This is a genomic window from Lolliginicoccus suaedae, assembly GCF_008312885.1.
Lineage (GTDB): Bacteria > Actinomycetota > Actinomycetes > Mycobacteriales > Mycobacteriaceae > Lolliginicoccus > Lolliginicoccus suaedae.
Map to the genome: position 1 here is coordinate 13,922 of NZ_VSSO01000006.1, position 24,429 is coordinate 38,350.

At 67.8% G+C, this 24,429-nt stretch carries 22 protein-coding genes and 1 tRNA gene; 7 read left to right on the forward strand and 16 right to left on the reverse strand.

Translation table 11 applies throughout. The annotated features are described in order from the left end of the window. Positions 1 to 29: 29 nt before the first annotated feature. Complete coding sequence (gene prmC / locus FXO18_RS15060; RefSeq protein ID WP_149361972.1) at positions 30 to 914, reverse strand: peptide chain release factor N(5)-glutamine methyltransferase; 885 nt, start codon at positions 912 to 914, stop codon at positions 30 to 32. A gap of 108 nt (positions 915 to 1,022) precedes the next feature. On the opposite strand from prmC, the gene FXO18_RS15065 reads away from it, so the two are divergent. Continuing rightward, a complete protein-coding gene (locus tag FXO18_RS15065; protein WP_149361973.1) occupies positions 1,023 to 1,493 on the forward strand; it encodes a hypothetical protein in 471 nt (156 codons plus the stop codon). Between the two features lie 94 nt (positions 1,494 to 1,587). Here the strand turns inward: FXO18_RS15065 and prfA are convergent, their stop codons facing one another. From prfA to argS, 8 genes are all read right to left on the reverse strand, one after another. Beyond that, complete coding sequence (gene prfA, locus FXO18_RS15070; protein ID WP_149361974.1) at positions 1,588 to 2,667, reverse strand: peptide chain release factor 1; 1,080 nt, start codon at positions 2,665 to 2,667, stop codon at positions 1,588 to 1,590. 112 nt (positions 2,668 to 2,779) lie between these two features. After that, complete coding sequence (rpmE, locus tag FXO18_RS15075; protein WP_149361975.1) at positions 2,780 to 3,007, reverse strand: 50S ribosomal protein L31; 228 nt, start codon at positions 3,005 to 3,007, stop codon at positions 2,780 to 2,782. Positions 3,008 to 3,136: 129 nt separating this feature from the next. Next, the gene (rho, locus tag FXO18_RS15080; protein WP_235900727.1) at positions 3,137 to 5,212 is read right to left on the reverse strand and encodes a transcription termination factor Rho; all 2,076 of its coding nucleotides are present in this window, start codon (positions 5,210 to 5,212) and stop codon (positions 3,137 to 3,139) included. Between the two features lie 393 nt (positions 5,213 to 5,605). Further along, positions 5,606 to 6,553, reverse strand: coding sequence for a homoserine kinase (gene thrB / locus FXO18_RS15085; RefSeq protein WP_235900709.1), 948 nt, complete (start codon positions 6,551 to 6,553; stop codon positions 5,606 to 5,608). Between the two features lie 8 nt (positions 6,554 to 6,561). Further along, complete coding sequence (gene thrC / locus FXO18_RS15090; RefSeq protein ID WP_187774394.1) at positions 6,562 to 7,662, reverse strand: threonine synthase; 1,101 nt, start codon at positions 7,660 to 7,662, stop codon at positions 6,562 to 6,564. Further along, the gene (locus tag FXO18_RS15095; protein ID WP_149361978.1) at positions 7,662 to 8,990 is read right to left on the reverse strand and encodes a homoserine dehydrogenase; all 1,329 of its coding nucleotides are present in this window, start codon (positions 8,988 to 8,990) and stop codon (positions 7,662 to 7,664) included. The genes thrC and FXO18_RS15095 overlap by 1 nt, the downstream gene beginning before the upstream one ends. Then, positions 8,987 to 10,408: a diaminopimelate decarboxylase gene (gene lysA, locus FXO18_RS15100; RefSeq protein WP_149361979.1), complete on the reverse strand. Its 1,422-nt coding sequence runs from the start codon at positions 10,406 to 10,408 to the stop codon at positions 8,987 to 8,989. Before lysA ends, FXO18_RS15095 begins: the two co-directional genes overlap by 4 nt. Next, entirely contained in the window at positions 10,405 to 12,057 is a 1,653-nt protein-coding gene (gene argS, locus FXO18_RS15105; RefSeq protein WP_149361980.1) for an arginine--tRNA ligase, read from the reverse strand. The genes lysA and argS overlap by 4 nt, the downstream gene beginning before the upstream one ends. A 229-nt stretch (positions 12,058 to 12,286) precedes the next feature. On the opposite strand from argS, the gene FXO18_RS15110 reads away from it, so the two are divergent. The 3 genes from FXO18_RS15110 to FXO18_RS15120 all read left to right on the forward strand — a co-directional run bounded on the left by FXO18_RS15110 (position 12,287) and on the right by FXO18_RS15120 (position 14,052). Continuing rightward, complete coding sequence (locus FXO18_RS15110; protein ID WP_149361981.1) at positions 12,287 to 13,180, forward strand: DUF3105 domain-containing protein; 894 nt, start codon at positions 12,287 to 12,289, stop codon at positions 13,178 to 13,180. Continuing rightward, on the forward strand, positions 13,177 to 13,842 hold the full coding sequence (locus FXO18_RS15115; protein WP_235900710.1) for a DUF305 domain-containing protein: 666 nt from the start codon (positions 13,177 to 13,179) through the stop codon (positions 13,840 to 13,842). The genes FXO18_RS15110 and FXO18_RS15115 overlap by 4 nt, the downstream gene beginning before the upstream one ends. A 137-nt stretch (positions 13,843 to 13,979) precedes the next feature. Next, positions 13,980 to 14,052, forward strand: a tRNA-Arg gene (locus FXO18_RS15120). A 25-nt stretch (positions 14,053 to 14,077) separates the two neighbouring features. Here the strand turns inward: FXO18_RS15120 and FXO18_RS15125 are convergent. From FXO18_RS15125 to FXO18_RS15155, 7 genes are all read right to left on the reverse strand, one after another. Beyond that, positions 14,078 to 15,298, reverse strand: coding sequence for an MFS transporter (locus FXO18_RS15125; RefSeq protein WP_149362097.1), 1,221 nt, complete (start codon positions 15,296 to 15,298; stop codon positions 14,078 to 14,080). Between the two features lie 79 nt (positions 15,299 to 15,377). Beyond that, positions 15,378 to 16,811, reverse strand: a complete 1,434-nt coding sequence (locus FXO18_RS15130) for an NAD(P)(+) transhydrogenase (Re/Si-specific) subunit beta (protein WP_149361982.1) — start codon at positions 16,809 to 16,811, stop codon at positions 15,378 to 15,380. Further along, on the reverse strand, positions 16,811 to 17,128 hold the full coding sequence (locus tag FXO18_RS15135) for an NAD(P) transhydrogenase subunit alpha (protein ID WP_149361983.1): 318 nt from the start codon (positions 17,126 to 17,128) through the stop codon (positions 16,811 to 16,813). The genes FXO18_RS15130 and FXO18_RS15135 overlap by 1 nt, the downstream gene beginning before the upstream one ends. A 30-nt stretch (positions 17,129 to 17,158) precedes the next feature. Continuing rightward, a complete protein-coding gene (locus FXO18_RS15140) occupies positions 17,159 to 18,292 on the reverse strand; it encodes a Re/Si-specific NAD(P)(+) transhydrogenase subunit alpha (protein ID WP_235900711.1) in 1,134 nt (377 codons plus the stop codon). 249 nt (positions 18,293 to 18,541) lie between these two features. Further along, positions 18,542 to 18,877: a Clp protease/crotonase-like domain-containing protein gene (locus FXO18_RS15145; protein ID WP_149361985.1), complete on the reverse strand. Its 336-nt coding sequence runs from the start codon at positions 18,875 to 18,877 to the stop codon at positions 18,542 to 18,544. A gap of 549 nt (positions 18,878 to 19,426) precedes the next feature. Next, the gene (locus tag FXO18_RS15150) at positions 19,427 to 20,932 is read right to left on the reverse strand and encodes a hypothetical protein (protein ID WP_149361986.1); all 1,506 of its coding nucleotides are present in this window, start codon (positions 20,930 to 20,932) and stop codon (positions 19,427 to 19,429) included. Next, positions 20,929 to 22,008, reverse strand: a complete 1,080-nt coding sequence (locus FXO18_RS15155; protein ID WP_235900712.1) for a CobW family GTP-binding protein — start codon at positions 22,006 to 22,008, stop codon at positions 20,929 to 20,931. The genes FXO18_RS15150 and FXO18_RS15155 overlap by 4 nt, the downstream gene beginning before the upstream one ends. A gap of 97 nt (positions 22,009 to 22,105) precedes the next feature. On the opposite strand from FXO18_RS15155, the gene FXO18_RS15160 reads away from it, so the two are divergent. The 3 genes from FXO18_RS15160 to FXO18_RS15170 all read left to right on the forward strand — a co-directional run bounded on the left by FXO18_RS15160 (position 22,106) and on the right by FXO18_RS15170 (position 24,420). After that, positions 22,106 to 22,969 carry a DUF4349 domain-containing protein gene (locus FXO18_RS15160; protein ID WP_187774395.1) on the forward strand — a complete coding sequence of 288 codons (864 nt, stop codon included), beginning with the start codon at positions 22,106 to 22,108 and terminating at the stop codon, positions 22,967 to 22,969. A gap of 77 nt (positions 22,970 to 23,046) precedes the next feature. After that, the gene (locus FXO18_RS15165; RefSeq protein ID WP_149361989.1) at positions 23,047 to 23,769 is read left to right on the forward strand and encodes an AMIN-like domain-containing (lipo)protein; all 723 of its coding nucleotides are present in this window, start codon (positions 23,047 to 23,049) and stop codon (positions 23,767 to 23,769) included. A gap of 27 nt (positions 23,770 to 23,796) precedes the next feature. Then, positions 23,797 to 24,420 carry a Type 1 glutamine amidotransferase-like domain-containing protein gene (locus FXO18_RS15170; protein ID WP_149361990.1) on the forward strand — a complete coding sequence of 208 codons (624 nt, stop codon included), beginning with the start codon at positions 23,797 to 23,799 and terminating at the stop codon, positions 24,418 to 24,420. The last annotated feature ends 9 nt before the right edge of the window (positions 24,421 to 24,429 follow it).

Sequence of the window (24,429 nt, forward strand, 5' to 3'; positions counted from 1 at the left end):
GCATGCCTGGTGGCCCACCCCGCTGCCCCTCACCCCGCTGCCCCGATCGTACGGATAGCCGAGATGAACCGGGGCCGCCCCGCGAGGTCCAGATGCTGCTCGATCTCGCGGAAGCCCTTGGTGGCCTCCACGATACCGATCGCCCCGGCACCGTTGCTGTCGTCATGCTCGATCACCAGACCCCCTCCGGGCCGGAGGAACCGCTCAGCGTTGCGCACCAGGGGCCTGATGACATCCAGGCCATCCTCCCCCGCGAACACCGCCCTGCGTGGCTCGTGCCGCGACACCTCGGCCGCGACCTCGCTGCGCTCGGGCACGTATGGCGGATTGGAGATCACGAGGTCCACCGTGCCGTCAAGGTCCGCGAGCAGGCCCGGCGCGGTGGCGTCGGCCTCGTGCAGCGTGATCGCCGTGTCGCCAGCCGCTTGCCGGGCGCCAGCGTTGCGCTGCAGCCACGGCAGAGCGTCCTTGTCGATCTCCACCGCGTGGACGAGCGCATCGGGGCGCGCATGGGCGATCGCCAGCGCCAGCGCCCCCGAGCCGGCGCACAGGTCCACCACCACCGGCGGATGCATGCCGCACATCTCGAGGTAGCCGAGCGCCCACGCATACATCAGTTCCGTCTCGGGGCGCGGTATGAATACCCCCGGCCCGACCGCCACATCGATCTCGCCCATCAGCGCGGTCCCGGTGAGGTACTGCAGCGGAACACGTTCCGAGCGCTGGACCACGAGATCCTGCAGCCTCGATGCCTGATCGTCCGTCAGGAACGGGATGAACGCGATCCTCCCCCGGTCCACCTCGAGCACGTGAGCGAGCAGAAGCTCGGCATCCACCCGGGGGCTTGGCACCCCAGCGCATGCGAGCGTCGCGGCGGTGGAGGAGATAACGGAACGAACAGGTTGTCGAGTCACCCCTCTAGGTTCGCATGCCAGGAGTTGCGCAACAGAACGATGACACTCTCAATTTCTGGTCGTGCCTCGGATAGCCTAGGCACGGACGCACATCTACGGGAGGTACACATGATGCTCCAGGCACCAGTACGCCGCGCCGGGCTAGCACTGACCGGCGCCACGATCATCGCGGTGGCGGCCGCGCAGGGCGCCACCGCCAAGCCCTTCGACACGCCGCCGAGCCCCGCGCTCTGCGCCAGTGGCATCGCTGTCCCCCAGACCTTCGTCGAGGACGCCGCGAACTCGCTGCCGCCCGGCACGATCACCTACGTGATCAATGAGCAGGGCGGCAGCGGCGCGATGGTGGCGTGGGTCAACGTCGATAGCGTCCAGACGGGGCAGTTGCGATTCGGCACCGCCGAGCTCGAGCCCACCCCGATCGGCGACGAGGCCATGGCCCCGATCGCTGTGGTCGAGACCGGTGAAGGGACCGTCCTGTCCGCGATGCTCGGGGCGTACGAGAACGCCCAGGGCGAGACATGCATCCTGCTGCCCGGCTTCACCAGCGACGACGTGCCGGGCGCCCCGGCCGCCGACTAGGGATCACCCACCCAGTCCGGATCGAGCAGCCCGCGCCAGCCACTCGTGGTGCACCGGGGCGGGCTGCTTGGTCCAGCAGCCAAGGGCTGCACCGTTATTCAGCCTCGAGCCGGGCCTGCCGGTCAGCCTCGCGCAGCGCACCGACGACGGCGTCGAGCTCGCCATCGAGCACGGTGTCGAGATTGTGCGCCTTGAATCCGATGCGATGATCCGCGATCCGGTTCTCGGGGAAGTTGTAGGTGCGGATCCGCTCCGATCGGTCGACCGTCCGAACCTGGCTCTTGCGCCCGGCCGAGGCCTCGGCCACTGCCTCCTCCTCGGCGAGCGCTTGCAGCCTGGCCGCGAGGACGTGCATAGCACGATTCTTGTTCTGCAGCTGGGACCGCTCGTTCTGGCAGCTCACCACGATGCCCGTCGGAAGGTGTGTCAGGCGCACCGCGGAGTCAGTGGTGTTGACGCCCTGCCCGCCCTTGCCCGATGAGCGGAACACATCGAGGCGCAGATCGCCCTCGTCGATCTGCACGGCTTCCGCCTCCTCTGGCTCAGGGATGACGTACACGCCTGCCGCCGAGGTATGGATCCGGCCTTGCGACTCGGTGACCGGCACCCGCTGGACCCGATGCACGCCACCTTCGAACTTGAGCCGCGACCAGACGCCATCGGGCCCATCGCCGCGGGACTTGATGGACAAGGTGATGTCCTTGTAGCCACCGAGATCGGACTCGACGGAATCGAGGACCTCGGCCTTCCAGCCCTGGCGCTCGGCATACTTGAGGTACATCCGAGCGAGGTCCGCAGCGAACAGCGCGGATTCCTCGCCCCCCTCGCCTGACTTGACCTCGAGAACGATGTCGTCCGCGTCGTGCGGGTCACGGGGAGCGAGCATGTCGGTGAGCTCATGCTGGAGCGCGCTGACGGATTCCTCGAGCTCGGTCACCTCGCTGGCGAAGCTGGAATCCTCGCGAGCGAGCTCCCGCGCGGCCGCGAGATCACCCTCGGCAGCGGTGAGCTTCCGGTACGTCGCCATGGCAGGGCCGAGCTGGGCATAGCGCTTGGCCGCCTTGCGCGCGGCGACAGCATCATCATGCAGGGAGGGGTCGGCCAGTTGCTGCTCGAGGCCCTCGTACTCGGCAATGACGTCGTCGATCGCCGATGGCTTGTTCACCGTGCTCATTGCCTCACCGTTGTCCGTTTCGCTGCCTCTGGTGCAGCGCGGGAAAGTGGTCCGATCAAAAAGCACCACGCCCGATCCATGCATCTGCACGGAACGGGCGTGGTGGGAAGAGCTAGTTTGCTGCGGTCTTGCGCGCGCGCTTGCCGTAGCGAGCCTCGAAGCGAGCGACGCGGCCCCCGGTGTCGAGGATCTTCTGCTTGCCCGTGTAGAACGGGTGGCACTCGGAGCACACCTCGACGGTGATCTGCGCGCGCCCTGCGGCACTGCGGGTCTCGAAGGTGTTTCCGCAGCCACACAGAACCGTGGTGGCGGAGTACTCGGGATGGATGTCCTTCTTCATTGTTCCTCTTTCGTCTCGAGCCGCCGGGTCGGATCCGCCTGGAGCGGAACCGTGAACCGGAACTCATCGGGGTCGACCAAGTATGCCAGACAGTCCCGTCAACAAGGAAGCTGGCATTTATAGTCCCGGCTAGTCAGCGTCACCCATGCCTGGCGCGGTTTTCGCCACCTGCATGAGGAACTCGACGTTGTTCTTCGTCTTCCGGAGCCGATCGACAAGCAGGTCGATCGCCTGGTGGGAGTCGAGCCCGGACAGCACCCGCCGCAGCTTGTGCAGGACCGCGAACTCGTCCGCCCCGAGGAGCAGGTCATCGCGCCGCGTGCCGGACGGGATCACATCGACCGCCGGGAACACCCGGCGCTCCGCGATGCGCCGATCAAGCTTCAGCTCGGCGTTGCCGGTGCCCTTGAACTCCTCGAAGATGACCGTATCGCCCTGCGAGCCGGTCTCGACCATCGCGGTCGCGATGATCGTGAGCGAGCCGCCCTCCTCGATGTTGCGCGCCGCGCCGAGGAACCTCTTCGGGGGATACAGCGCGGTCGAATCGACACCACCGGAGAGGATGCGCCCCGATGCGGGCGAGGAGTTGTTGTACGCACGCCCGAGCCGGGTGATCGAGTCAAGCAGGACAACGACGTCCTTGCCGATCTCCACCAATCGCTTGGCCCGCTCGATGGCCAGCTCCGCCACCGAGGTGTGGTCCGACGGTGGACGATCGAAGGTCGAGGCGATGACCTCGCCCTTCACGGAGCGCTGCATGTCCGTGACTTCCTCGGGCCGCTCATCGACCAGGACCACCATCAGGTAGCACTCGGGGTTGTTCACGGCGATCGCGTTCGCCACATCCTGCAGGATCGTGGTCTTGCCGGCCTTGGGCGGGCTCACGATCAGTGCGCGCTGTCCCTTGCCGATCGGCATGATCAGATCAATGATGCGCGTGGTCAGGATGTTCGGGGTGGTCTCGAGGCGCAGTCGCTGGTTCGGGTACAGCGGCGTCAGCTTGCTGAAATCGGGACGCTTGCGCGCCTGGTCCGGCGATACCCCATTGACGGTATCGAGCCGCACCAGCGGGTTGAACTTCTGCCGCTGGCCACCCTGCTCGCCGTCCTTGGGCAACCGGACCGCGCCCGTGATCGCATCGCCACGGCGCAGGCCATTCTTGCGGACCATGTTCATCGAGACGTAGACATCGTTCTGCCCAGCCAGGTACCCGGAGGTACGCACGAAGGCGTAGTTGTCGAGCACGTCGAGGATGCCAGCGACCGGCTGGAGGACATCGTCGTCGCGGAGCTCCGCGTCGTTCGAATCAGGTCCGCGGTCGCTGCCGCGGTTGCGGCGACGCTCGCGGAACCTGCGGCCACGCCGCCCGCCGCGCCCGGACTCGTCATCATCCTGGTCGCGCGGTCCGTTGTCGCGATCGCGGTTCTGGCCCTGATCGCGGTTCTGGCCCTGGTTTCCGCCGCGCTGCTGGTTGCCGCCGCGCTGGCCCTCGTCGCGCTGCTGGTTGTCGCCCTGGCGCGAGCCGTCCTGCTGGCCGCGCTGGTTCTGGTCGGAGCGCTGGTTCTGATCGGAATCACGGCGGTCTCCCCCGCGCTGCCGACGCCGGGAGCCGGACTCGCCGCGCTCCCCGCCCTGGTCACCGGAACGCTGCTGGCCCTCGCCAGAGCGCTGCGGAGCACCACCCTGCTCGCGGGACTGGGCGGATTGCTCGCGGGACTGCGCCTCGCGGGACTGGGCCGAGGGGTCGGTGTCGTTCTTCTCCCGCGCACCACCCTCGCTGGCATCGCCGCGCGGCGACGCTTGCTCCGCGTCCGGGCCCGGAGAGGCTTCCGGCCCAGCGGCCCTGGTCGCGCGCCGCGACCTGCCACGGGCGGTATCGCTCTCGCCGCTCACCGTGGAACCGGTTCCGCTCGGCGCTTCGGATTCCTGGCTAGCCGCGGGCTTCTCGGCCTTCTCGGGCTTGTCCTGCTTCGCCGGCTTGTCGTCGGGCGTCTTCGCCGCGGCCGGGCCCGAGCCCCCGCGCTGGCGTTCCTCGATCGCGGCGATCAGCTCGCCCTTGCGCATCCCCGAGGTGCCCCGGATCCCTAGGCTTCCGGCAAGCGCGCGCAGTTCGGCAAGCAGCATGCCGGATAGTCCCTCCTTGCGCCTCGACTGGGCTCGTTTGGTCGCGGCAGCAACGGCGGGGTCGGATTCTGGACTGGTCATGAGGTCCGTTTCTGTCACGGAGTTCCTTTCGTTCCTCCGAACGCCCCGCGGGGTCGTGGAGGTTCTTCCCGAAACCCAGCGTGTGATCTGGGATCCGAGGTGCCACACGTTCACCATGTGGAAATTCCTGCTGATTCGCGGTCACATCTCGTGCGCGCTTGGGAAGGACTTGCTGTCATCACCATCGCCATGCCTGGGTTTCCGGGCAGATAGCTCAGCACTCGCACAACGGCGACGGGCCTCTGCCCCACATGCCACAGAGAGCGTGCAGGCGATTGCCTTGCTAGCAACGCACATGCGCAGGGAACATATTCCCGAGCGGCGATGTGCGAGGTGAATCCTCTTCGAACAATAACAGATCAGTACAGGCCCCGAAACCGGACTCACCGGCGGTCACACCAGCGATGCTCCCTCGGAAATGCCAAGCTCAGCCACAACCATGCCCTCGTCGCTCGCCCGGCTGGCCAGTGCCGACGGAATCTCGTCCACGGTGAGCGCCAGGACGGCGGGCCCCGCGCCCGACACCATGGCCGGGATCCCCGCTGCGCGCAGCTCCGCGACCCACCGGCTCGTCATCGGGATCGCCGAGGCGCGCTGCTGCTGGTGCAGGCGATCCTCGGTCGCGGCCATGAGCAGCTCGGGCCGCCGCGTCAGCGCCACGACAGCGAGCGCAGCCCGGCTGACATTGAACACAGCATCGCTGTGCGTCACATGCATGGGCAGCAGTCCGCGGGTCTGCGAGGTCGAGGACCGCGTCTCCGGTACCAGGACGAACGCGCGGACATCGGGGTGCACGTCGAGGCGCGTGGCGTAGTAGCGGCAGCCACCGTCCCCGTCAGCCGGGGCATCGGTCCAGGAGACCACGGCACCACCGAGAACGCTCGCCGAGGCATTATCGGGGTGGCCCTCGAACTCCGCGGCGAGCTGGACGAGCGCGCCAGCGTCCAGCACCCGATCCGGCGCCACCTGCGCAATGAGGCCATTCGCCGCGACCAGGCCCCCCACCGCTGCCGATGCGGATGAGCCGAGGCCACGCGAGTGAGGAATGGTGTTCGCGCACGAGATCCGCAGGCCGCCCACCGCGACTCCCGCGGCATCGAGGCCCTTCCGGATCGCGCGGACGACCAGGTGGCTGCCGTCCAGAGGAACCTCGCCGCGGCCCGCGCCATCAACAGTGATCTCCAGTCCGGAGTGCGCCACGGTCACGGATACCTGGTCGTGCATGCCCAGAGCGAGGCCCAGCGAGTCGAACCCAGCTCCCAGGTTCGCGCTCGAGGCTGGGACCCGGACGGTTGCCGTGGTTCCCTCGGGCAGTTCCACGCATGCCTGTGGCGGCGTCACGGCTCGGATCATTCTGCCAGTCCGAGCGCACGTGCCACGGCGACGGGATCGACGGGAATGGCCTGGACCTCGGGCATGCCCAGCAGTGCCGTGTCGGGATCCTTCAGCCCGTTGCCCGTCACGGTGCAGACCACGGTCTGGCCAGGCTCGAGCCAGCCATCCTCGTGGGCAGCCAGCAAGCCCGCCACGCTCGCCGCCGAGGCTGGCTCGACGAACACGCCTTCCCGCGAGGCGATCAGCCGGTACGCCTCGAGGAGCTTCTCATCGGTGGCGGCCCGGAACTGGCCGTTCGATTCGTCGCGCGCGGCGACCGCGCCGTTCCACGAGGCCGGGGCACCGATCCGGATGGCCGTGGCGATGGTCTCGGGGTTCTTCACGGGCGCGCCATGCACCAGTGGCGCGGCACCGGCGGCCTGCACGCCCAGCATCCGGGGCAGGCTGCTCGTGATGCCGTCCGCGTGGTACTCCTTGTAGCCCCGCCAGTACGCGGTGATGTTGCCGGCATTGCCCACGGGCAGCGCATGCACGTCCGGCGCCCTGCCCAGGACATCGCAGATCTCGAACGCGGCGGTCTTCTGCCCCTCGATGCGGGCAGGGTTCACCGAGTTGACGAGCGCGATCTCCGGGAACTCGCTGGTGGCCTTGCGCGCGAGCTCGAGGCAGTCATCGAAGTTGCCATCGACCTGGATGATGGTGGCCCCGTAGATGACCGATTGAGCAAGCTTGCCCATGGCGATCTTGCCGGCGGGAATGAGTACCGCGCAGGTGATCCCGGCCTTGGCGGCGTACGCGGCAGCGGAGGCCGAGGTGTTGCCGGTGGAGGCGCACAGCACGGCCCGCTGGCCCCGAGCGACCGCATCGGTGACAGCCATGGTCATGCCCCGGTCCTTGAAGGAGCCGGTCGGGTTGAGCCCCTCGACCTTCAGGTACACCTCGCACCCGGTGATCTCGGAGAGATGCTCCGCGGGCAGCAGCGGCGTGCCACCCTCCTGCAGGGTCACTGCCTGCCAGTCGTCCCCGACCGCGAGCCGGTCCCGGTATGCCGCGATGAGCCCTGGCCAGCCACTATGGACGGGGCCGGAAGATGCGTCGGTGATTGCTCCGGTCATTATTCAGAAGTACCTTCCAGTCGGATCACGCTGGTCACAGCATGGACGAATTCCCGGCCCTGCAGCGCTGCGACGGTCTTCGACAGCGAATCATCCGAGGCGCGGTGCGTCACGACGACCAGCGAGGCTGCTTCCTCGCTGCCGGTCTGGCGCACGGTGGAGATGCTCACGCCGTGGTTGGCGAACTCCTGGGCGACCGCGGCGAGAACGCCGGTGCGGTCAGCGACCTCCATGCGCACGTAGTAGCGAGTGGGCGTGGAGCCGATCGACATGATCGGGAGCTTGGCGTAGATGGACTCGTCAGGCCCCTTGCCGCCATGGACCTTGTTGCGCGCGGCGGAGACGAGATCGCCGAGCACTGCGGAGGCGGTCGGGCCGCCCCCGGCGCCCTGCCCGTAGAACATGAGGCGCCCGGCAGCCTCTGCCTCGACCACTACAGCATTGAACGCACCGTTCACAGCGGCCAGCGGATGCTCAAGCGGCACCAGCGCCGGGTAGACGCGGGCAGAGACCTGCTGCTTGCCCTCGTCGTCGGTGACGCGCTCGCAGATGGCGAGCAGCTTGATGGTGCAGTCGAGGTCAGCGGCGGAGGCGAGGTCCTCGGAGGTGATGTTGCTGATGCCCTCGCGATACACATCGGAGGCCGTGACCCGGGTGTGGAAGGCGATCGATGCGAGGATGGCAGCCTTGGCGGCGGCGTCGTATCCCTCGACATCGGCAGTGGGGTCAGCCTCGGCGTAGCCGAGCTTGCGCGCCTCGGCGAGCATGTCCGCGTAGTCCGCGCCGGTCTCGCCCATCGCGGAAAGAATGTAGTTGGTGGTGCCGTTGACGATGCCCACGACACGATCCACGCGGTCCCCGGCGAGCGACTGCATGAGGGGCCGGACGACGGGGATCGCGCCGGCCACGGCTGCCTCGAAGTACAGGTCGAGATCCGCGGCATCGGCGACCGCCGCGAGCTCACCGGTGTAGTCGGCGAGAAGGGCCTTGTTCGCGGTGACCACGGACTTGCCCGTGTTGAGGGCATTGAGGATGAGGGTGCGGACCGGCTCGATGCCGCCCACCACCTCGACGACGATATCGACATCGTCGCGGGCGACGAGCGCGGCGGCATCATCGGTGAGCAGCTCCACCGGGACCCCGCGGTCCGGCGTCACGTTGCGCACGGCGATGCCCTTGAGCTCGAGGCGGGCACCAACGCGGGCCTGGAAGTCGTCGGCATGCTCGGAGAGCAGCCGCACCACCTCGCTACCGACGTTGCCCAATCCGAGCACGGCGATTCCGAGAGTCCGCTCGGGCATCACGCCGCTAGCCTGTTCGCTACTCATTCGACCTCCAAGCTGAGCAGATCTTCCACCGTTTCCCGTCGCAGCAGCAACCGGGACTGTCCATCGCGCACGGCCACCACCGCGGGGCGGCCCAGCATGTTGTAGCGGCTCGACATCGAATAACAATAGGCACCCGTGGCAGCGACAGCGAGCAGGTCCCCGGCCGCGATGTCCGCGGGCATCCAGGTGTTCCTGATGACGATGTCTCCCGTCTCGCAGTGCTTGCCGACGATGCGCGACACCGTCGGCTCCGCCTCGCTGCGCCGCGACACGACACGAACATCGTATTCGGCGTCGTACAGCGACGTGCGGATGTTATCGCTCATTCCCCCGTCCACGCTGACGTACGTGCGGCGCGCTGCGGAGCCGAGCCGGACATCCTTGACGGTACCGACCTCATAGACGGTGATGGTTCCCGGCCCCGCGATGGCCCGGCCCGGTTCCACGGTCAGGCGTGGCACAGCGATTCCAGCCTGCTTCGATTCGCTCTCCACGATCGCGAGCAGCTTGGCCGCGAGCTCCGCGATAGGAGGCGGATCATCGCTGGGCACGTAGGCGATCCCGAACCCGCCGCCGAGATCGATGGTGCCGAGCTGCTCGGTCTTGGTGGTGCCGAACTCGGCGATGACGTCGCGCAGTAGCCCGATGACGCGATGCGCGGCGAGCTCGAAGCCGTCGGGCTCGAAGATCTGCGAGCCGATATGGCTGTGCAGGCCCACGAGCCGCAGGTTGTCGGCAGCGAAGACGCGCCGGATGGCTTCCATCGCCGAGCCATCAGCGAGGGAGAACCCGAACTTCTGGTCCTCGTGCGCGGTGGCGATGAACTCGTGGGTGTGTGCCTCCACGCCGACGGTGACGCGGATCAGTACATCCTGCACGGCGCCGTGGCGCCCCGCGATGCTATCAAGGCGGTCGATCTCGATCATGGAGTCGAGCACCACGTGGCCTACCCCGTGATGGACAGCGGCATCGAGCTCGGCCTCGGACTTGTTGTTGCCGTGCAGCGCGATCCGCTCGGCAGGGAAGCCACCGTGCAGGGCGACGGCGAGCTCGCCCCCGGACGCCACGTCGAGCGAGAGGCCCTCCTCGGCGACCCAGCGCGCGATGTGGCTCGAGAGGAATGCTTTCGAGGCGTAGTGGACCCGGTCGGGGGCACCGAACGCTGCCGCCATCTCCCGGCAGCGTGACCGGAAGTCGTCCTCGTCGAGGATGAAGAGGGGGGTGCCGTACTCGGCCGCGAGCTCGGTAACCGGGATCCCGGCCACCGTGACGATGCCGCTGCCGGGATCGCGCTCGGCGTTGCGCGGCCACACCACGGGGGCGAGCGCAGCAAGCTCCTCCGGCGAGGCGGGACGCTCGCTGAGCCCCGGGGCGTGGGGGATCTCGGCATGCTTGGGTCCGGCTGGGTGGGCGCTCACATTCGCTCCGGGGCGGTCACGCCCAGCAATGCCAGGCCGTTGGACAGGACTTGGCGGGCCGCGCCACAGAGCGCGAGCCTCGCGGTGTGCAGCGGGGCGGGCTCCTCGTCGCCCTGGGGCAGCACGCGGCACTGATCGTAGAAGCGGTGGTAGGTGCCGGCAAGGTCCTCGAGGTAGCGGGCCACCCGGTGCGGCTCGCGCAGCTTCGCCGCGGCAGCCACCACGCCCGGGAACTCGCCGAGGGTGCGGATGAGGTCGCCCTCGCGCTCATGGACAAGCAGCTCGAGCTGCGGATCCTCGGCGGTCACGCCGAGCTCGGCGGCGTTGCGCGCGATCGAGCAGAGGCGCGCATGCGCGTACTGCACGTAGTAGACGGGGTTCTCGTTGCTCGCGCTCGCCCACAGCTCGAGGTCGATGTCGAGGGTGTTGTCGAAGGAGGAGCGAGTGAGGGCGTAGCGCGCGGCATCGACGCCGATCGCCTCGACGAGGTCATCAAGGGTGATCACTGTCCCCGCGCGCTTGCTCATGCGCAGCGGCTTGCCGTCGCGGACGAGGCTGACCATCTGGCCGATGAGCACCTCCACCGAGTCGGGGTCATAGCCGAGCGCGGCGGCGGCGGCCTTCAAGCGGGCGATGTAGCCGTGGTGGTCGGCGCCGAGCATGTACACGCTCAGCCCGAAGCCGCGCTCGTGCTTGTTGCGGAGATAGGCGATGTCCCCCGCTATGTAGGCGGCGTTGCCGTCGGACTTGATGACGACCCGATCCTTGTCATCGCCGTAGTCGGAGCTGCGCAGCCACCAGGCCCCATCCTGGTGGTAGAGGTTGCCATTGGCCTTGAGCTCCTCGATCGCCGCCGCGACCGCGCCCGACTCGAACAGCGAGTTCTCGTGGAAGTAGACGTCGAAGTCGGTGCCGAACTCGTGCAGGGTGCGCTTGATGTGCTGGAACATCATGGCGACGCCAGCGGCGCGGAATGCCTCGTGGCGCTCGTCCTGCGGCATCTCCATCACGCCGGGCGCCTCGGTGACGATCGTGCGGGCGATCTCCGTGATATAGGCCCCGGCATAGCCATCCTCGGGGGCTGGCTCGCCCAGCGCGGCCGCGACCAGCGAGCGGGCGAACCGATCGATCTGGGCGCCGTGATCGTTGAAGTAGTACTCGCGGGTGACCTTCGCGCCCTGCGCCTCGAACACGCGTCCCAGCGAGTCCCCCACCGCGGCCCAGCGGGTTCCACCGAGGTGGATGGGACCGGTCGGGTTCGCGGAGACGAACTCCAGGTTGATCTCGAGGCCCGCGAGGGCTTCCCCGCGGCCGTAGCCCTCGGCCGCGGCGAGCACGTGATCGACGATCTTTCCCTGCGCGGCCGCCGCGAGACGGATGTTGAGGAAGCCGGGCCCCGCGATCTCGGCGGAGTCGATGCCGTCATCATCGGCGATCGCGCTCGCGATCCAGCCCGCGAGCTCGCGCGGGGTGGTGCCGGCGCGCTTGGCCACCTGCAGCGCCACGTTGGTGGCGTAATCACCATGCTCGGGGTTCCGCGGTCGCTCGACGACCAGCCGATCGGGGACGACGGAGGTATCGAGATCGTGGCTCGCGAGCACGGAGACCGTGGCATCGCGGAGCAGCTGGGAAAGGTCTGCTGGGGTCACAGGCACCTATCCTATGGCCCTGCGGGATCAACTGCTAAATGCGAGCCTCGCCGCGCCGGTAGCGGCATCGCTGCCCGCCGGTACGTACAGTTGGGGCCAGCGCGCGGCGCGTGTCCCCGCGACCAGCGCTGCCACCGGCAGCACCGGGTGCGCCCGCAATGCTCGGTGCACGCGGCATGGGGCGCGCGCACGCGGTCCTGTCACTACGGCGCGGAAAGATCCACCACCAATGGCAAGCAGCAAGAACGATAGAACAGCCAGGGCCATGCGGGCCGCGAAGAAGAAATCACGCGGCGGCAGCGCCACCGGGCTCAAGGCGGGACCAAGCATCCCCTGGCTGAGCATCGGCGCCATCGTGAGCGTCGTGGTCCTCATCGGCGTGATCGCCTGGAGCCTGGCGCCGAGCATTCGTGACGAGCAGGCCATGGAGCGCTGGACGCCCTCGGTCGAGGATCCGGATCCGTCCACGCGGATCGACGGCGTGGAGATCGTCGAGGACCTGAGCAACGCGCATGTCCTCGCCGGCCAGCGCGTCGCCTACGAGCCGATGCCACCGTTCGGCGGTCCGCACGACGAGGCCTGGGCCACCTGCACGGGCATCGTGTACGACGAGCCCATCCGCACGGAGAACGCGGTGCACTCCCTCGAGCATGGCGCCGTCTGGATCACCTATTCCCCGGACAATGCCTCGGCAGCTGACATCGCCGCGCTCGAGAGCCGCGTCGACGGGCAGGCCTATATGTTCATGTCGCCGTTCCCCGGCCAGGAGTCGCCCATCTCGCTGCAGGCATGGGGCCATCAGCTGAAGCTCGATTCCGCGGAGGACGAGCGGATCAATCAGTTCATCGGAGCACTGCGCCTCAACCAGTTCAACAGCCCGGAGCCAGGCGCGAGCTGCTCGAACGTGCCCGGCTACTTCGATCCCGAGAACCCGCCCCCGTTCGATCCAGCCCCGCCCGGGCCTGATGCCGTCGCGATGGACGGGGCCGGAGCAGCACCGGAGGCGGCCGAGATGGGCGCGCCGCTCGATCCCGGACCAGTCGGCGAGGCGCCCGCTGGCGACGATCCCGCCGCCGGGATCCCAGCGGAGCCCGCGCCCGCTGACGAGGAGACCACTGAGTGAGCACCGCCGGACGACGACTGATCCCCCTGCTGGTCATCGTCGGCGCGCTCGGGATGGCGCTCGGCTTCCTGCTCGGCGCAGCGACTGGCGACGATGACGCCGCGCTGCCCGTGAATGCCGACCCGAATGCCGCCGATATCGGCTTCAGCCAGGACATGACCGCGCACCACCTCCAGGCCGTGGAGATGGCTGCTGCGGTCCTGACCACCACGAGCGATCCCAGTATCAGGACTCTCGCCTTCGATATCCTCACCGCGCAGGAAAACCAGATCGGCCAGATGCAGGGCTGGCTCCAGGCGTGGGACGAGCCACGGTTCGCCTCCGGCGCCCATATGGCATGGATGGCTGGTGCTGAGCATGAGAACCACGAGATGCCCAGCATGCCAATGACCGACGGCGCGCTCATGCCCGGAATGGCGACCTCCGAGGAGATGGCGCGGCTGCGCGGCCTCGACGGGGGCGAGCAGGACGTGTACTTCCTCCAGTTAATGCTCCGGCACCACGAGGGTGGCTTGCCCATGGCCCAGGCCGCGATCGACCAGGCCAGCACGCCACTCGTGACGGGCATCGCCCAGCGGATGCTCGACGGGCAGAAGAAGGAGATCGACCTGATGACCGATCTGCTTGCCGAGCGTGGCGCCGAGCCCCTGCCGTTCAACTAGCAGCTCCGTCGACGGTGGGCGAGCTAGCGCGGGAACGCCAGACACGCGCCTGGCCTGGCGATTCCGCATTGATGGCGCTAATGCGCTAGGCTAGCTCCGCCCACCGCGCAAGCGTGGCCGTGGCATGAACGTGGCAAGCCCTCGTAGCTCAGGGGATAGAGCACTGCCCTCCGGAGGCAGGTGTCGCAGGTTCGAATCCTGCCGAGGGCACACATTTCCGCTGGGGTTTCCCCGATCAATCGGTGTCGTTCCCGGTCTCAGCTATTTCTGCTGCATCACTCCGGTCTCCTGCGTCCTGCGCCCTGCTCGTCTCGGGCACCACGATCCAGTACACGGCAGCGAGCAGCAGCAGTGCTCCAGTGAGCAGGAAAGCAACCTCGAAGGAATAGTTCTCGGCGATCCAGCCACCGAGCAGCGGCCCGACGATCGCTCCGAGATCGGCGGTCATCTGGAACGCCGCGAGGACCTTGCCGCCATTGCGGTCCGATCCGATCAGATCGGCCACCGCGGCCTGCTGGCTGGGGATCACGAAGCCCATGCCCGCGCCGGCGATCACGCACAGCACGAGGAAGACCACGGGATTGCTGGGAAGCCCGAGCACCATGGTCGATGATCCGGTGATGGCCAGGCCCATGATGGTCGGCGGCTTGCGCCCGATGCGGTCGGAGAGCTTGCCGGATGTAGTCAGCACGATCGCCATGCCGATGGAGAACGCGGCGAGCGCGAAACCACCGAGCTCGGTGCCCATCGTGAAGGCGACGGTCACGAACAAGGGGATGAGTGCCACGCGCACGCCGAAGGTGGCCCAGCCGTGGGCCAGGTTCGTCAGCAGCGCGGCCCGGTAGGCGGGCTCGCGCAGCGCCTCGCCCAGATGATATTCCCGGCGGGGCGCGGATCGTGCGCTTCCCTTCCCGCCGGCCTCGGCATCAAGCCTGGTGCGGACGACAATGATGGCGATGACCAGCGCCACGGTGTAGACGATGAAGGGCACGCGCAGCCCGAACCTGCCAAGCAGTCCGCCGAGCAGTGGCCCGGTGATGCCGCCGAGCAGGAACGCGGTGCTGTAGAGGCTGCTGACCTTGCCGCGCCGGTCGGGAGGCGAGAGCCGGATGATCAGCGCCATCGCGGAGATGGTGAACATGGTGGAGCCGATGCCACCGAGGCCGCGGAAGACCATGAGCTGCCAGTAGCTCTGCGCGGCAGCGCTCGCGCCGGTGGAGACCGCGACGATCACGAGCCCGGAGAGATAGATGCGTCGCTCGCCGAGCTTCTGGACGAGCTGGCCACTGGCCGGGGCGAACAGCAGCCGGGCGACGGCGAAGATGCTGACGATCGCGGAGGCGGCGGTGTAGCCGACGTTGAAGCTGCTCGCGTACTGCGGCAGCACGGGGGCGATCAGGCCGTACCCGACGGCAATGACGAACGCGGCAGCCACCAGCACATGGATTTGCCGCATGGCGTGCTGGTGGCTGCCGCTTGTTCTGGTGTTCCCCACGGTTCGAGGCTACAGACCCCGGGTCGAGGTAGCTGCCTGGCTAGAGGGCCTTGAGCTCCTCGATGACGTGGGTCACCGACTTCTTGGCGTCCCCGAAGAGCATCGAGGTCTGGTCCAGGAAGAAGAGGGGGTTCTCGATGCCGGCGTAGCCGGACGACATGCCCCGCTTGAGGACGATGACCGACTTGGACTGGTCGACGTTGAGGATCGGCATCCCGTGGATGGGCGAGCTCGGGTCGTTTCGCGCGGCCGGATTGGTGACGTCGTTGGCGCCGATGACGATGGTGACATCGGTGCGGTTGAACTCACCGTTGATGTCATCCATCTCCTTCATGGCGTCGTAGCTGACCTCTGCCTCGGCGAGCAGCACATTCATGTGCCCGGGCATGCGGCCGGCCACGGGGTGGATGGCGAACTTGACCTCCACGCCCTTCTCCTCGAGCAGGTCGGCGAGCTCCTTGACGGCGTGCTGCGCCTGGGCGACAGCGAGGCCGTAGCCGGGCACGACGATGACCTGGTTCGCGTAGGCCATCTGGATGGCCGCGTCGGCCGCGGAGGTGGCCTTGACAGTGCCGCCCGCGTCGTCGACGGCGGCGGCGCTGGTGGATCCGCCGAACGAGCCGAAGATGATCGCGGGGATCGACCGGTTCATGGCCTTGGCCATGAGGTTGGTGAGGATGGAGCCGGACGCGCCGACGATCATGCCGGCGACGATCATCGCGGTGTTGTTGAGCGCGAGTCCGGCCGAGGCTGCCGAGAGGCCGGTGAGGGCGTTGAGCAGCGAGATCACGACGGGCATGTCGGCGCCACCGATGGGCAGCACCACGAACAGGCCCATCGTCCCGGCGATGACCAGAAGCGCCAGGATCCAGATGGCCGCGGTGGGATCGTTGGCCGGGTCGGCGTTGATCCCGATGTAGATCGCGATTCCCAGCGAGGCGAGCGCGAGGATGATGTTGGCGACCTGGAATGTCTTGACGTTCGCGACGAGCTTCTTCTCGAGGTTCTTGTTGAGAAGCTCCTGGAGCTTCGCGAATGCCACCAGGGAGCCCCAGAACGACACCGAGCCGACGATCGCGGCGAACAGCGAGCCGACGATGATGTGGACGACGGGGCCCTCGTAGCCGTGGAAGTTGGTGAATCCGTCGGTGTCGAGGAACTCGGCCCAGGCGATGAGGGCGACGGTGCCACCACCCACGCCGTTGAAGAACGCCACGAGCTGTGGCATCTGGGTCATCTTGGTGCGGATGGCGGGTGGTACACCGAGGACGAGGCCGACGAGGAGGCCGGCGACGATGATGATCCAGTTGCCGGTGTCGCGCACCGCGAGCAGGGTGGCGGCGACGGCGATGCCCATGCCCACCGCGGCGATCCAGTTGCCACGGACGGCGGTGCGGGGGCCCGTCAGGCCCATCAGGCCATAGATGAACAGGGAGAAAGCAATGATGTAGAGAACATTGACGAGGGTGTCCATCAGGCGTCTCCTCCCTTGCCGCGGGCAGGCGACTTGGACTTGAACATGCCAAGCATGCGATCAGTGACGACGAAGCCGCCGACGACGTTGAGCGTGCCGAACACGACCGCGATGAACAGGATCACCTGCATCGCGATGCTGGGGTCCTCGACCTTGCCGAGCACGACGAGCGCGCCGAGCACGACGATGCCGTGGATGGCGTTGGTGCCCGACATCAGCGGGGTGTGGAGGGTATTGGGCACTTTGGAGATAACGGTGAAGCCAACGAATCCGGCGAGCACGAGCAGCGCCAGGTTGGCTAGCAGTTCGGTGTACATAGGTGGTTCCTTGTCATCCTGCCGCTAGGGTTAACCGGCTGAGGGGCGCGACGCGGCATCGGGAACGCCGGTGACGCAGGAGTCGGCGAGGATCTGATCGGTGAAGTCCGGTGCCAGCGCGGCATCGTCGTCCAGCATCAGATCGAGCAGCGCGGTGACGTTCTTCGCGTAGAGCTCGCTGGCATGCTCGGGCATCGTCGCGGGCAGGTTCAGCGGCGAGGCGATAGTCACACCGTGCTTGTTGACGGTCTGCCCCGGCTCGGTGAGCTCGCAGTTCCCGCCGGTCTCGCCAGCGAGGTCGACGATGACGCTGCCCTCTCGCATGCCTTCCACTGCTGCGGCAGTGACAAGGCGCGGAGCGGGGCGGCCAGGCACGAGGGCGGTGGTGATCACGACGTCGAAGCCCTTGATCGCGTCCTCGAGCCGTTGCTGCTGCTGTGCCCGCTCGTCCTCGGTGAGCTCGCGGGCATACCCGCCCTCGCCCGCGGCGCTGATACCGAGATCGAGCCACTGCGCGCCGACGGAGCGCACCTGGTCGGCCACCTCGGGGCGCACGTCGTATCCGGTGGGCCGCCCGCCGAGGCGCTTCGCGGTGGCGAGGGCCTGGAGTCCCGCGACGCCTACGCCAAGGACCAGCACAGTGGCTGGCTTGACGGTCCCGGCTGCGGTGGTGAGCATCGGGAAGAACCGGGTGAGCTCGTTGGCGGCAACAAGGACGGCCTTGTAGCCGGCGACGTTTGCCTGGCTGGACAGTGCATCCATCACCTGCGCGCGGGAGATGCGAGGGATCGCTTCCATGGCGAACCCGTGGACGTCGCGCTGGCGGAGCGCGTCGATGCAGTTGTCCTGGTTGCGGGGCGCGAGGAAACCGATGAGCGTGGCGCCCTTCGGGATCTTCTTGATCTCCGCCGCGGACGGCGGGGCGACCTTGACGATCACCGCGCAGTCCCATGCGTTGCCGACGGTGGCGCCTGCCTGGATGTATTCGTCGTCAGGGATGTGGGCACGGTCGCCCGCTCCGGCCTCGACGACGACGTTGATCCCGCGTGCAGTGAGTGATTTCACTGCCTTGGGCACGAGGGCTACGCGCCGCTCCCCCTCGCCGGTCTCCCGAACCACGCCCACGGTCGTGGACCGTTGCTGAGTGTTGTGTGCGCTATCCAATGATGTGACTCTCCGCGAGACGGCTCGCTGATCGGTGAGAATCACCGGCATCTTGCCGGTGCGCTGGAGATTTCCGTCTGCTCACAGCGCATCGATCGTACCGAGATGCGCATCCGAGTTGGCGCTCCGCGTCGGCGTGCCTTCATCTGAATCGAATCACCGGGACAGATCGTCCCTGTTACGTAGCGTTTGTGAGCTCGCCCACAAGCGAGCGCACGAGCGTCCCGATAGCGTGGGGCGCTGGTGACGTCAGCCCGCGAGGGTCCCGCCGGTGCACCCGGAGCGCGCGGCGATGCTGGTGGCCCAGCTTCCACGGCGACCAGTGGCCGCGCGGCGGTCCGCGACATCATCCGCGCCCTCGAGAAGCACGGCCACGAGCTGCTCGGGATCCGCTTCGAATGAATCGCGGAGGCGGCGGAGCTCGGCGGGCGCGAACAGAGCGGAGGCCTCGATGGCTTCCATCCAATGGTCGATGTCGCCGTTGCGGATCGCGTCGATGAACTCCCAGTCGGAGGAGTTGTCGGCGCGCTCGTAAGCGAGGATCGCCCTAACCAGTTCGCGGGTGCCAGTTGTCATGGTGGCCATGTGTCTTCTCCCTTGCTCAGTCAGCCCTGGGGCCGTCCGGGCGCCAGCTTTGCCGGGCGACCGTCCGTGAAGCAGGCTTGGCTCGCGGCTGATGCGCCCGTCGACCAGGGAGCAACCATGCTCCCGGATCGATTGATTTCGATCATATCCCCGGAGCCCACCAATAAACACCTCTGTTTAGTGATGTTTACAGAACGCACAGATAACGATGAGGAAAGACGTCTCGTTCGCCACAATTGCCTTAGAGTATCTTTAGGAATTGCGCCGGCAGAACAGCAGCGACCTTGGGCCCCAGCCTTCGCTCCAGCCCCACACCGAGCAATCCAGACACTGCTACCTGGGCATCTGCAGCCCCCCTGGGTCATCCTCGCCCAACTTCGCGGACGCGAAGTAATAACGCGTACTGCAATTCCCGCGAACTGTGAGCGCCGCTACAGCAGCGAAAAACAGGAAACAGGATCGTCACAATTCCAGTACAACAGAATGACAATGCTTGGTTTTCAATCCGCGCCCCGCCCTGTGGCGCCGGGAACGCTCAGCGTTATTCCCTCAAGGAAACTGCTCGGACCTCACCAGCGCACCGAGCGCACCGATGGCATCAACGGTTCCGGCATCGCCGCCGAGGACACCCGGCACAGCCACGAGCGATAGTGCCCAAGGCTCCACATCGTCGGCCACGATCCACGCCAGCACGAGCGCCCCCGGACCAGGCATCGGCCCTGCCGCCGGCACACGGCACCGCATCACCGTCCCATCGTCGTCGCGCAGCGTCACGCACTGCTCGCGGCCCGCCACATGCGTTACCGCCCAACGCATCCGATGCTCCGGGGAATCACGCATGGCACTTGCCACGACTGCCTCCTCCGGGGGCAGCACCGTGCCACGGCGCTCGACGAATCGAGCCATCACACCGCCCTCGCGGAGCGCGACCATCCGGACGCGCCCATCCTCGACCAGCCGCCGGGCCATCGCGCCATCGAGCGTGCCCGCCATGATCCCATCGACCACGCCCATCAATGCCAGTCGTGCTGGCCCATCCGATTCCAGGAATCGCAGCGCCTTTCCCAGCACGCGCTCCACCGCGGTCGAATAGTCCGGTTCCACTATTGCCGGCATCCTGTGCCGATCCTTGCGACGCAGCGACCCGAGCAACGCACGCGCCCGCTCCCCCGATCCGCGATCAAAGTCCCATTCCACGACACGCTGCGTGCCTGGTGCCCAGCCGTGGGCCACGGATCGCAGCCGCTCCGCATGCCCGGCGACCTCCCCTAGCGGCGCATCGATGTCCGAGAGCACCACGACGGCCCAGAGCAGCACCCGGGCAGCCTCGTCCTCCATGCACGGAGCCAGGGCGATGCATGAAGCCACGATCGCGCGCCGCTCGAGCACGGGTGGACTGCCCGTGGCAATATCGTGCACCCACGGCTCGATGAGCGCCTCGAGCGCGTCATGCTCGTCCACCGTCCGGGCGAGGGCCGAGATCCGGGCGGCGTCCGTGGATCCACCGAGCATGCAGGATCGCCACTCATGCACCGCTGACGCCGCGTCCCGCGCGAGATCGTGCGCCACCGCGAGCAGTCGGATCTGCTCGCTCGTGTCGTGGGCAGCGAAATCGAACCCCTCCAGCGCGATCCGGTCCCCCGCGGCGACGATCCCGTACCGAGCCAGGAGCTCCCCGAGCGGCAACGTGCGATGGGCCCCCGTGCCGGGCAAGTGCTCGCTGGCATGCTCCACGAGGGCGGCAAGGCCACCGGGCTGGCCCGCATGATCGCGCGCGAAGCGGCGCATGATCGTCCGCAGGGCCGGTGGCGGCGCGGGGAGCAGGCTCCGATCGACCGGCACCAGCGACACCGTGGCCGCATCGATCCGCAGCGCGACCAGCTCGCCCGGGCAGATCCCCGCGAAGGCGCCGGTTGGCAGATGCATGTGCTCGCCGGGCTCCACCGACGACGGAAGGAACGGCTCGATGTCCGGCACTGTCCGCACGCACGCCGATGCGATCTCCTCCGCGGAGAGCACATGGGTGGGCCACCATCGCGCCGTAGCGGTGCTCATGGCCAACCGGCCTCGTTGACATCGGTGAAGCGGACATCGGTGAAGCGCAGCACCCGCAGCATCGCGTGCTCATCGCTGGGGCCTGGCTCGGTCGCGGTGCAGGAATCGAGCTGCTCGAGCAGCGCGGGCTCATCCATGCCATGCCCGATGAGGACGAGCTCGGTCCGTCGCACCGCGCCAGCCTGCCAGGGGCGCCGCTCGATCTCTATGCTCCGCCCGACGACCTGCAGCACATAGCACTCGCCATCACCGAACTTCCCGAAATCCAGCAAGCCCTTGACACGGTAGACGCCCGCGGGCCGCCGCTCGAGCAGATCCATGAACCAGCGGGGGTGCACCGGCACCGATGAGGTCCACGCTGTGCTCTGCACCTGATGGGAATGCCCGTGATCATGCTGCTCCGCTTGATCGCCCGATTCCTCGCGCAGCAACGCATCAAGCGTCAGCTGCACCGGAAGGTCCGGGCGGCGCTCCTGCTGCCCGTGCCGCTCGGTCGCGTCGATGAGCAGGTCCAGATCGAGAGCGCCCCGGATAGTGGGGATCACCGGTGCGCCACGCGACGCGGCCGCGATCCTCGCCAGGAGATCGTCGCGCTCGGCGCTGGAAAGCACATCAGCCTTGTTCAGCAGCACCAGATCAGCGACGCCCGCCTGGCGGACGAGATCGACACGCCCGTGCTCGGCCGCGTCGATGACGACGATCACCGACGAGCAATGAAACCGCTCATCACCGGCTGCCCGGACCACCTGGACGAGCGCGGCCGGCTCGGCTACCCCGCTCGCCTCCACCAGGATCATGTCTAGCCGCGGCGCGATGCCCGCCAGGCTGGCCAGGGACTCCTCGATGTCATCGCTATCGACCTCGCAGCAGATGCAGCCGTTGGTCAGGGTCATCATGTTGTCGACCTGCCCAGCGACGAGAAAAGCATCGATGTTGATCGCCCCGAAATCGTTGACCAGTACTCCCAGCCGCAGGTCTCCCGCCGACCTCAGCACATGGTTGACCAGGGTCGTCTTCCCGGCGCCCAGGAACCCCGCCACCACCACGACAGGAATAGACGCTCCCACCTCGGCCACTCCCCTCTTCGATCCTCGTCCCGGATACGGGATGGTACCGGGCGCCATGGTCGAGGCATCGTGGTCGACACGGCATGCCAGACGTAACGTGTTCGATATGACCAGCAATCCGCTGCCGCGACGCAGGCGTCGAATCATGCCGCTCCTTGTTGCCGTGATCCTCCTCGCGCTCGCCGCGGGATGCTCGGGGCAATCCGATGACAGCTTCTCGCCGGCCCCCTTCCCTGTCGGTGACGGGGAGATCCGCGAGGAGAGCATGGCCGGTGGGCCACTCGCTCCCCGGCAAGCGCCCGATGCCGTCGAGCGACAGGTCATTCGCCACGCCAGCATGACGATCCTCGTGCCTGATCCGGCCACCGCGTCCCGCCAGGCCGCCGAGGCCGCGGAGCGGGTGGATGGCCGCATCGATCACCGCACCGAGCGTCCGCCCACCGGGCAGTCCCAGGGCTCGGCCAGCCTGACCCTGCGCGTGCCCGCCGATACCCTCGACACGATGATCGAGGAGCTGCGCGCGCTCGGTACCGTCAGCGAGCTGACCATCTCGAGCAGTGACGTCACGATCCAGGTCGTGGATCTCGATGCCCGCATCGATGCGCTCGCCACCTCGGTCTCGCGCTTGCAGGAGATCATGGCGACCGCGTCCTCCGCGGAGGACCTGATCGCGGCGGAGACCGCGCTCGCGGAGCGGCAGGCCCAGCTCGATGGGCTGCGCTCCCAGCGCGAGCACCTCGCGGACCAGGTAGAGCTGTCCACGCTTGACCTGTACCTCGCGCAGCGTCCCGCGACCGATCCGGCGTCCGGTTTCGCGGGCGGGCTCCGCGAGGGGTGGGAGACCCTGCTCGAGGCGCTGCGATCCGCGATCATCGGCATCGGCCTGGCACTGCCCTGGGTGGTCTTCCTCGCGGCGGGCGCGGGCATCATCTATGGCGGGGTGCGCCTGCTCTCCCGGCGCTCCGGCTAGCCATCCGCCGGTTCCGGGTGCAAAACGTTATCTTCCGGGCAGGATCCGGCCCTGCGCGAGCACCTACGATGAGGATCATGAACCTTCGGCACATGCGACGCTCCGCCCTGGTGGTCCCAGCGATCCTGATCCTGGGCATCGCAGGCTGCGGCAGCAACGATGCAGACCTGCCAGCAAGCGTGCCCACGCCCGGACTGTCACCGCAGAGCGCCTCGACCGGCGCGGACCTGCCCGACGAGGACGCGGATCCCACCGAGAACGTGCCAACCAGCCCGGAGATCGAGGAGACCCCGCTGCAACCGGCGCCGACTCCTCCCGAGGACAACTCCTCCCCATCCCCGGACCCGGGCAGCTCGTTCTCGGGCACGCTCGGCCCTGTCTCGAAGCAGTCCGGCAGCGGCACCTTCCTCAGCGTCACTGATATCCGGGTGGGCGAGCACGACGGATACACCCGCATCGTCGTGGACCTCGCGGGCCAGGGCAACCAGCCTGGCTACGACATCCGCTACGTCGATGCGGCCTACGCGGGAGGCTCGGGCGATCCCATCGCCGTGAGCGGTGACGCCATCCTGGCGTTCAACGTGACGGGCTGGGGCTACCCCTTCGACACTGGCGTCGACCCGTACTCCGGTCCCAAGACGATCGGTGGGCCCGGCAGCGGATCGGTCGCCGAGATCGAGGTCGGTACCTTCAACGAGGGCGTCGCGCAGATGTTCGTGGGCGTGCGTGGCGGCCAGCGCGAGTTCACCGCCATGACCCTGACCAACCCGCCCCGCGTTGTCCTCGACATCAGCGACTAGGCGCGTCAACGTGCCCCTGCGGCCCTGATGAAGCTGTTCCTCGCCTCGTACCGCCTCGGCGGTGCGGGCACCGCGCTCGCGCGCCTGGTGCCCGCACCGCGGCACGCCGTAGTGATCGCCAACGCCGCGGACGCCTGGCCCGCCGCGGCGCGCGCGTGGGCCGTGCGCAGCGAGATCGAGATGCTGGCCACGATCGGGATCACCGCCCGCGAGCTGGACCTGCGGGAGCACATCGGCGATCCCGGCGGCGTGCGCGAGATCCTCGATCGCTCCAGCCTGGTGTGGCTGCGCGGCGGCAACACGTTCGTGCTGCGCTCACGGCTCGCGCAGAGCGGCGCGGACAGCATCATCACTGATCTGGTGCGCTCCGGCAGCATCGTCTACGGCGGCTACAGCGCGGGCGCGACAATCGCCGCACCGTCGCTGGAGGGCATCGAGTGGTGCGACGATCCGGCCGAAGTGGTGCAGGAATGCGGCATCCCGGCGGCATGGTCGGGCCTGGGCCTGGTGCCCTTCCGGATCGTTCCGCACTACCGCTCCCCCGGGCATGAGAACCCGGAGCGGATCGAGGCCCTCGCGCAGCACTACGCCCGGGCGGGCATCGATTTCCGGGCCCTGCCTGATTCCGAGGTCATCGTCATCGACGACTAGCACCGCCTG

Coding starts and splice junctions, on each gene's coding strand:
- FXO18_RS15145 (WP_149361985.1), bottom strand. CDS start 18,877: ATGGCCACCATGACAACTGGCACCCGCGAACTGGTTAGGGCGATCCTC.
- FXO18_RS15165 (WP_149361989.1), top strand. CDS start 23,047: ATGAACCTTCGGCACATGCGACGCTCCGCCCTGGTGGTCCCAGCGATC.
- FXO18_RS15130 (WP_149361982.1), bottom strand. CDS start 16,811: ATGGACACCCTCGTCAATGTTCTCTACATCATTGCTTTCTCCCTGTTC.
- FXO18_RS15170 (WP_149361990.1), top strand. CDS start 23,797: ATGAAGCTGTTCCTCGCCTCGTACCGCCTCGGCGGTGCGGGCACCGCG.
- FXO18_RS15110 (WP_149361981.1), top strand. CDS start 12,287: ATGGCAAGCAGCAAGAACGATAGAACAGCCAGGGCCATGCGGGCCGCG.
- rho (WP_235900727.1), bottom strand. CDS start 5,212: ATGACCAGTCCAGAATCCGACCCCGCCGTTGCTGCCGCGACCAAACGA.
- FXO18_RS15095 (WP_149361978.1), bottom strand. CDS start 8,990: ATGAGTAGCGAACAGGCTAGCGGCGTGATGCCCGAGCGGACTCTCGGA.
- FXO18_RS15125 (WP_149362097.1), bottom strand. CDS start 15,298: ATGCGGCAAATCCATGTGCTGGTGGCTGCCGCGTTCGTCATTGCCGTC.
- prfA (WP_149361974.1), bottom strand. CDS start 2,667: ATGAGCACGGTGAACAAGCCATCGGCGATCGACGACGTCATTGCCGAG.
- rpmE (WP_149361975.1), bottom strand. CDS start 3,007: ATGAAGAAGGACATCCATCCCGAGTACTCCGCCACCACGGTTCTGTGT.
- thrC (WP_187774394.1), bottom strand. CDS start 7,662: ATGACCGGAGCAATCACCGACGCATCTTCCGGCCCCGTCCATAGTGGC.
- FXO18_RS15065 (WP_149361973.1), top strand. CDS start 1,023: ATGATGCTCCAGGCACCAGTACGCCGCGCCGGGCTAGCACTGACCGGC.
- FXO18_RS15160 (WP_187774395.1), top strand. CDS start 22,106: ATGACCAGCAATCCGCTGCCGCGACGCAGGCGTCGAATCATGCCGCTC.
- FXO18_RS15135 (WP_149361983.1), bottom strand. CDS start 17,128: ATGTACACCGAACTGCTAGCCAACCTGGCGCTGCTCGTGCTCGCCGGA.
- FXO18_RS15150 (WP_149361986.1), bottom strand. CDS start 20,932: ATGAGCACCGCTACGGCGCGATGGTGGCCCACCCATGTGCTCTCCGCG.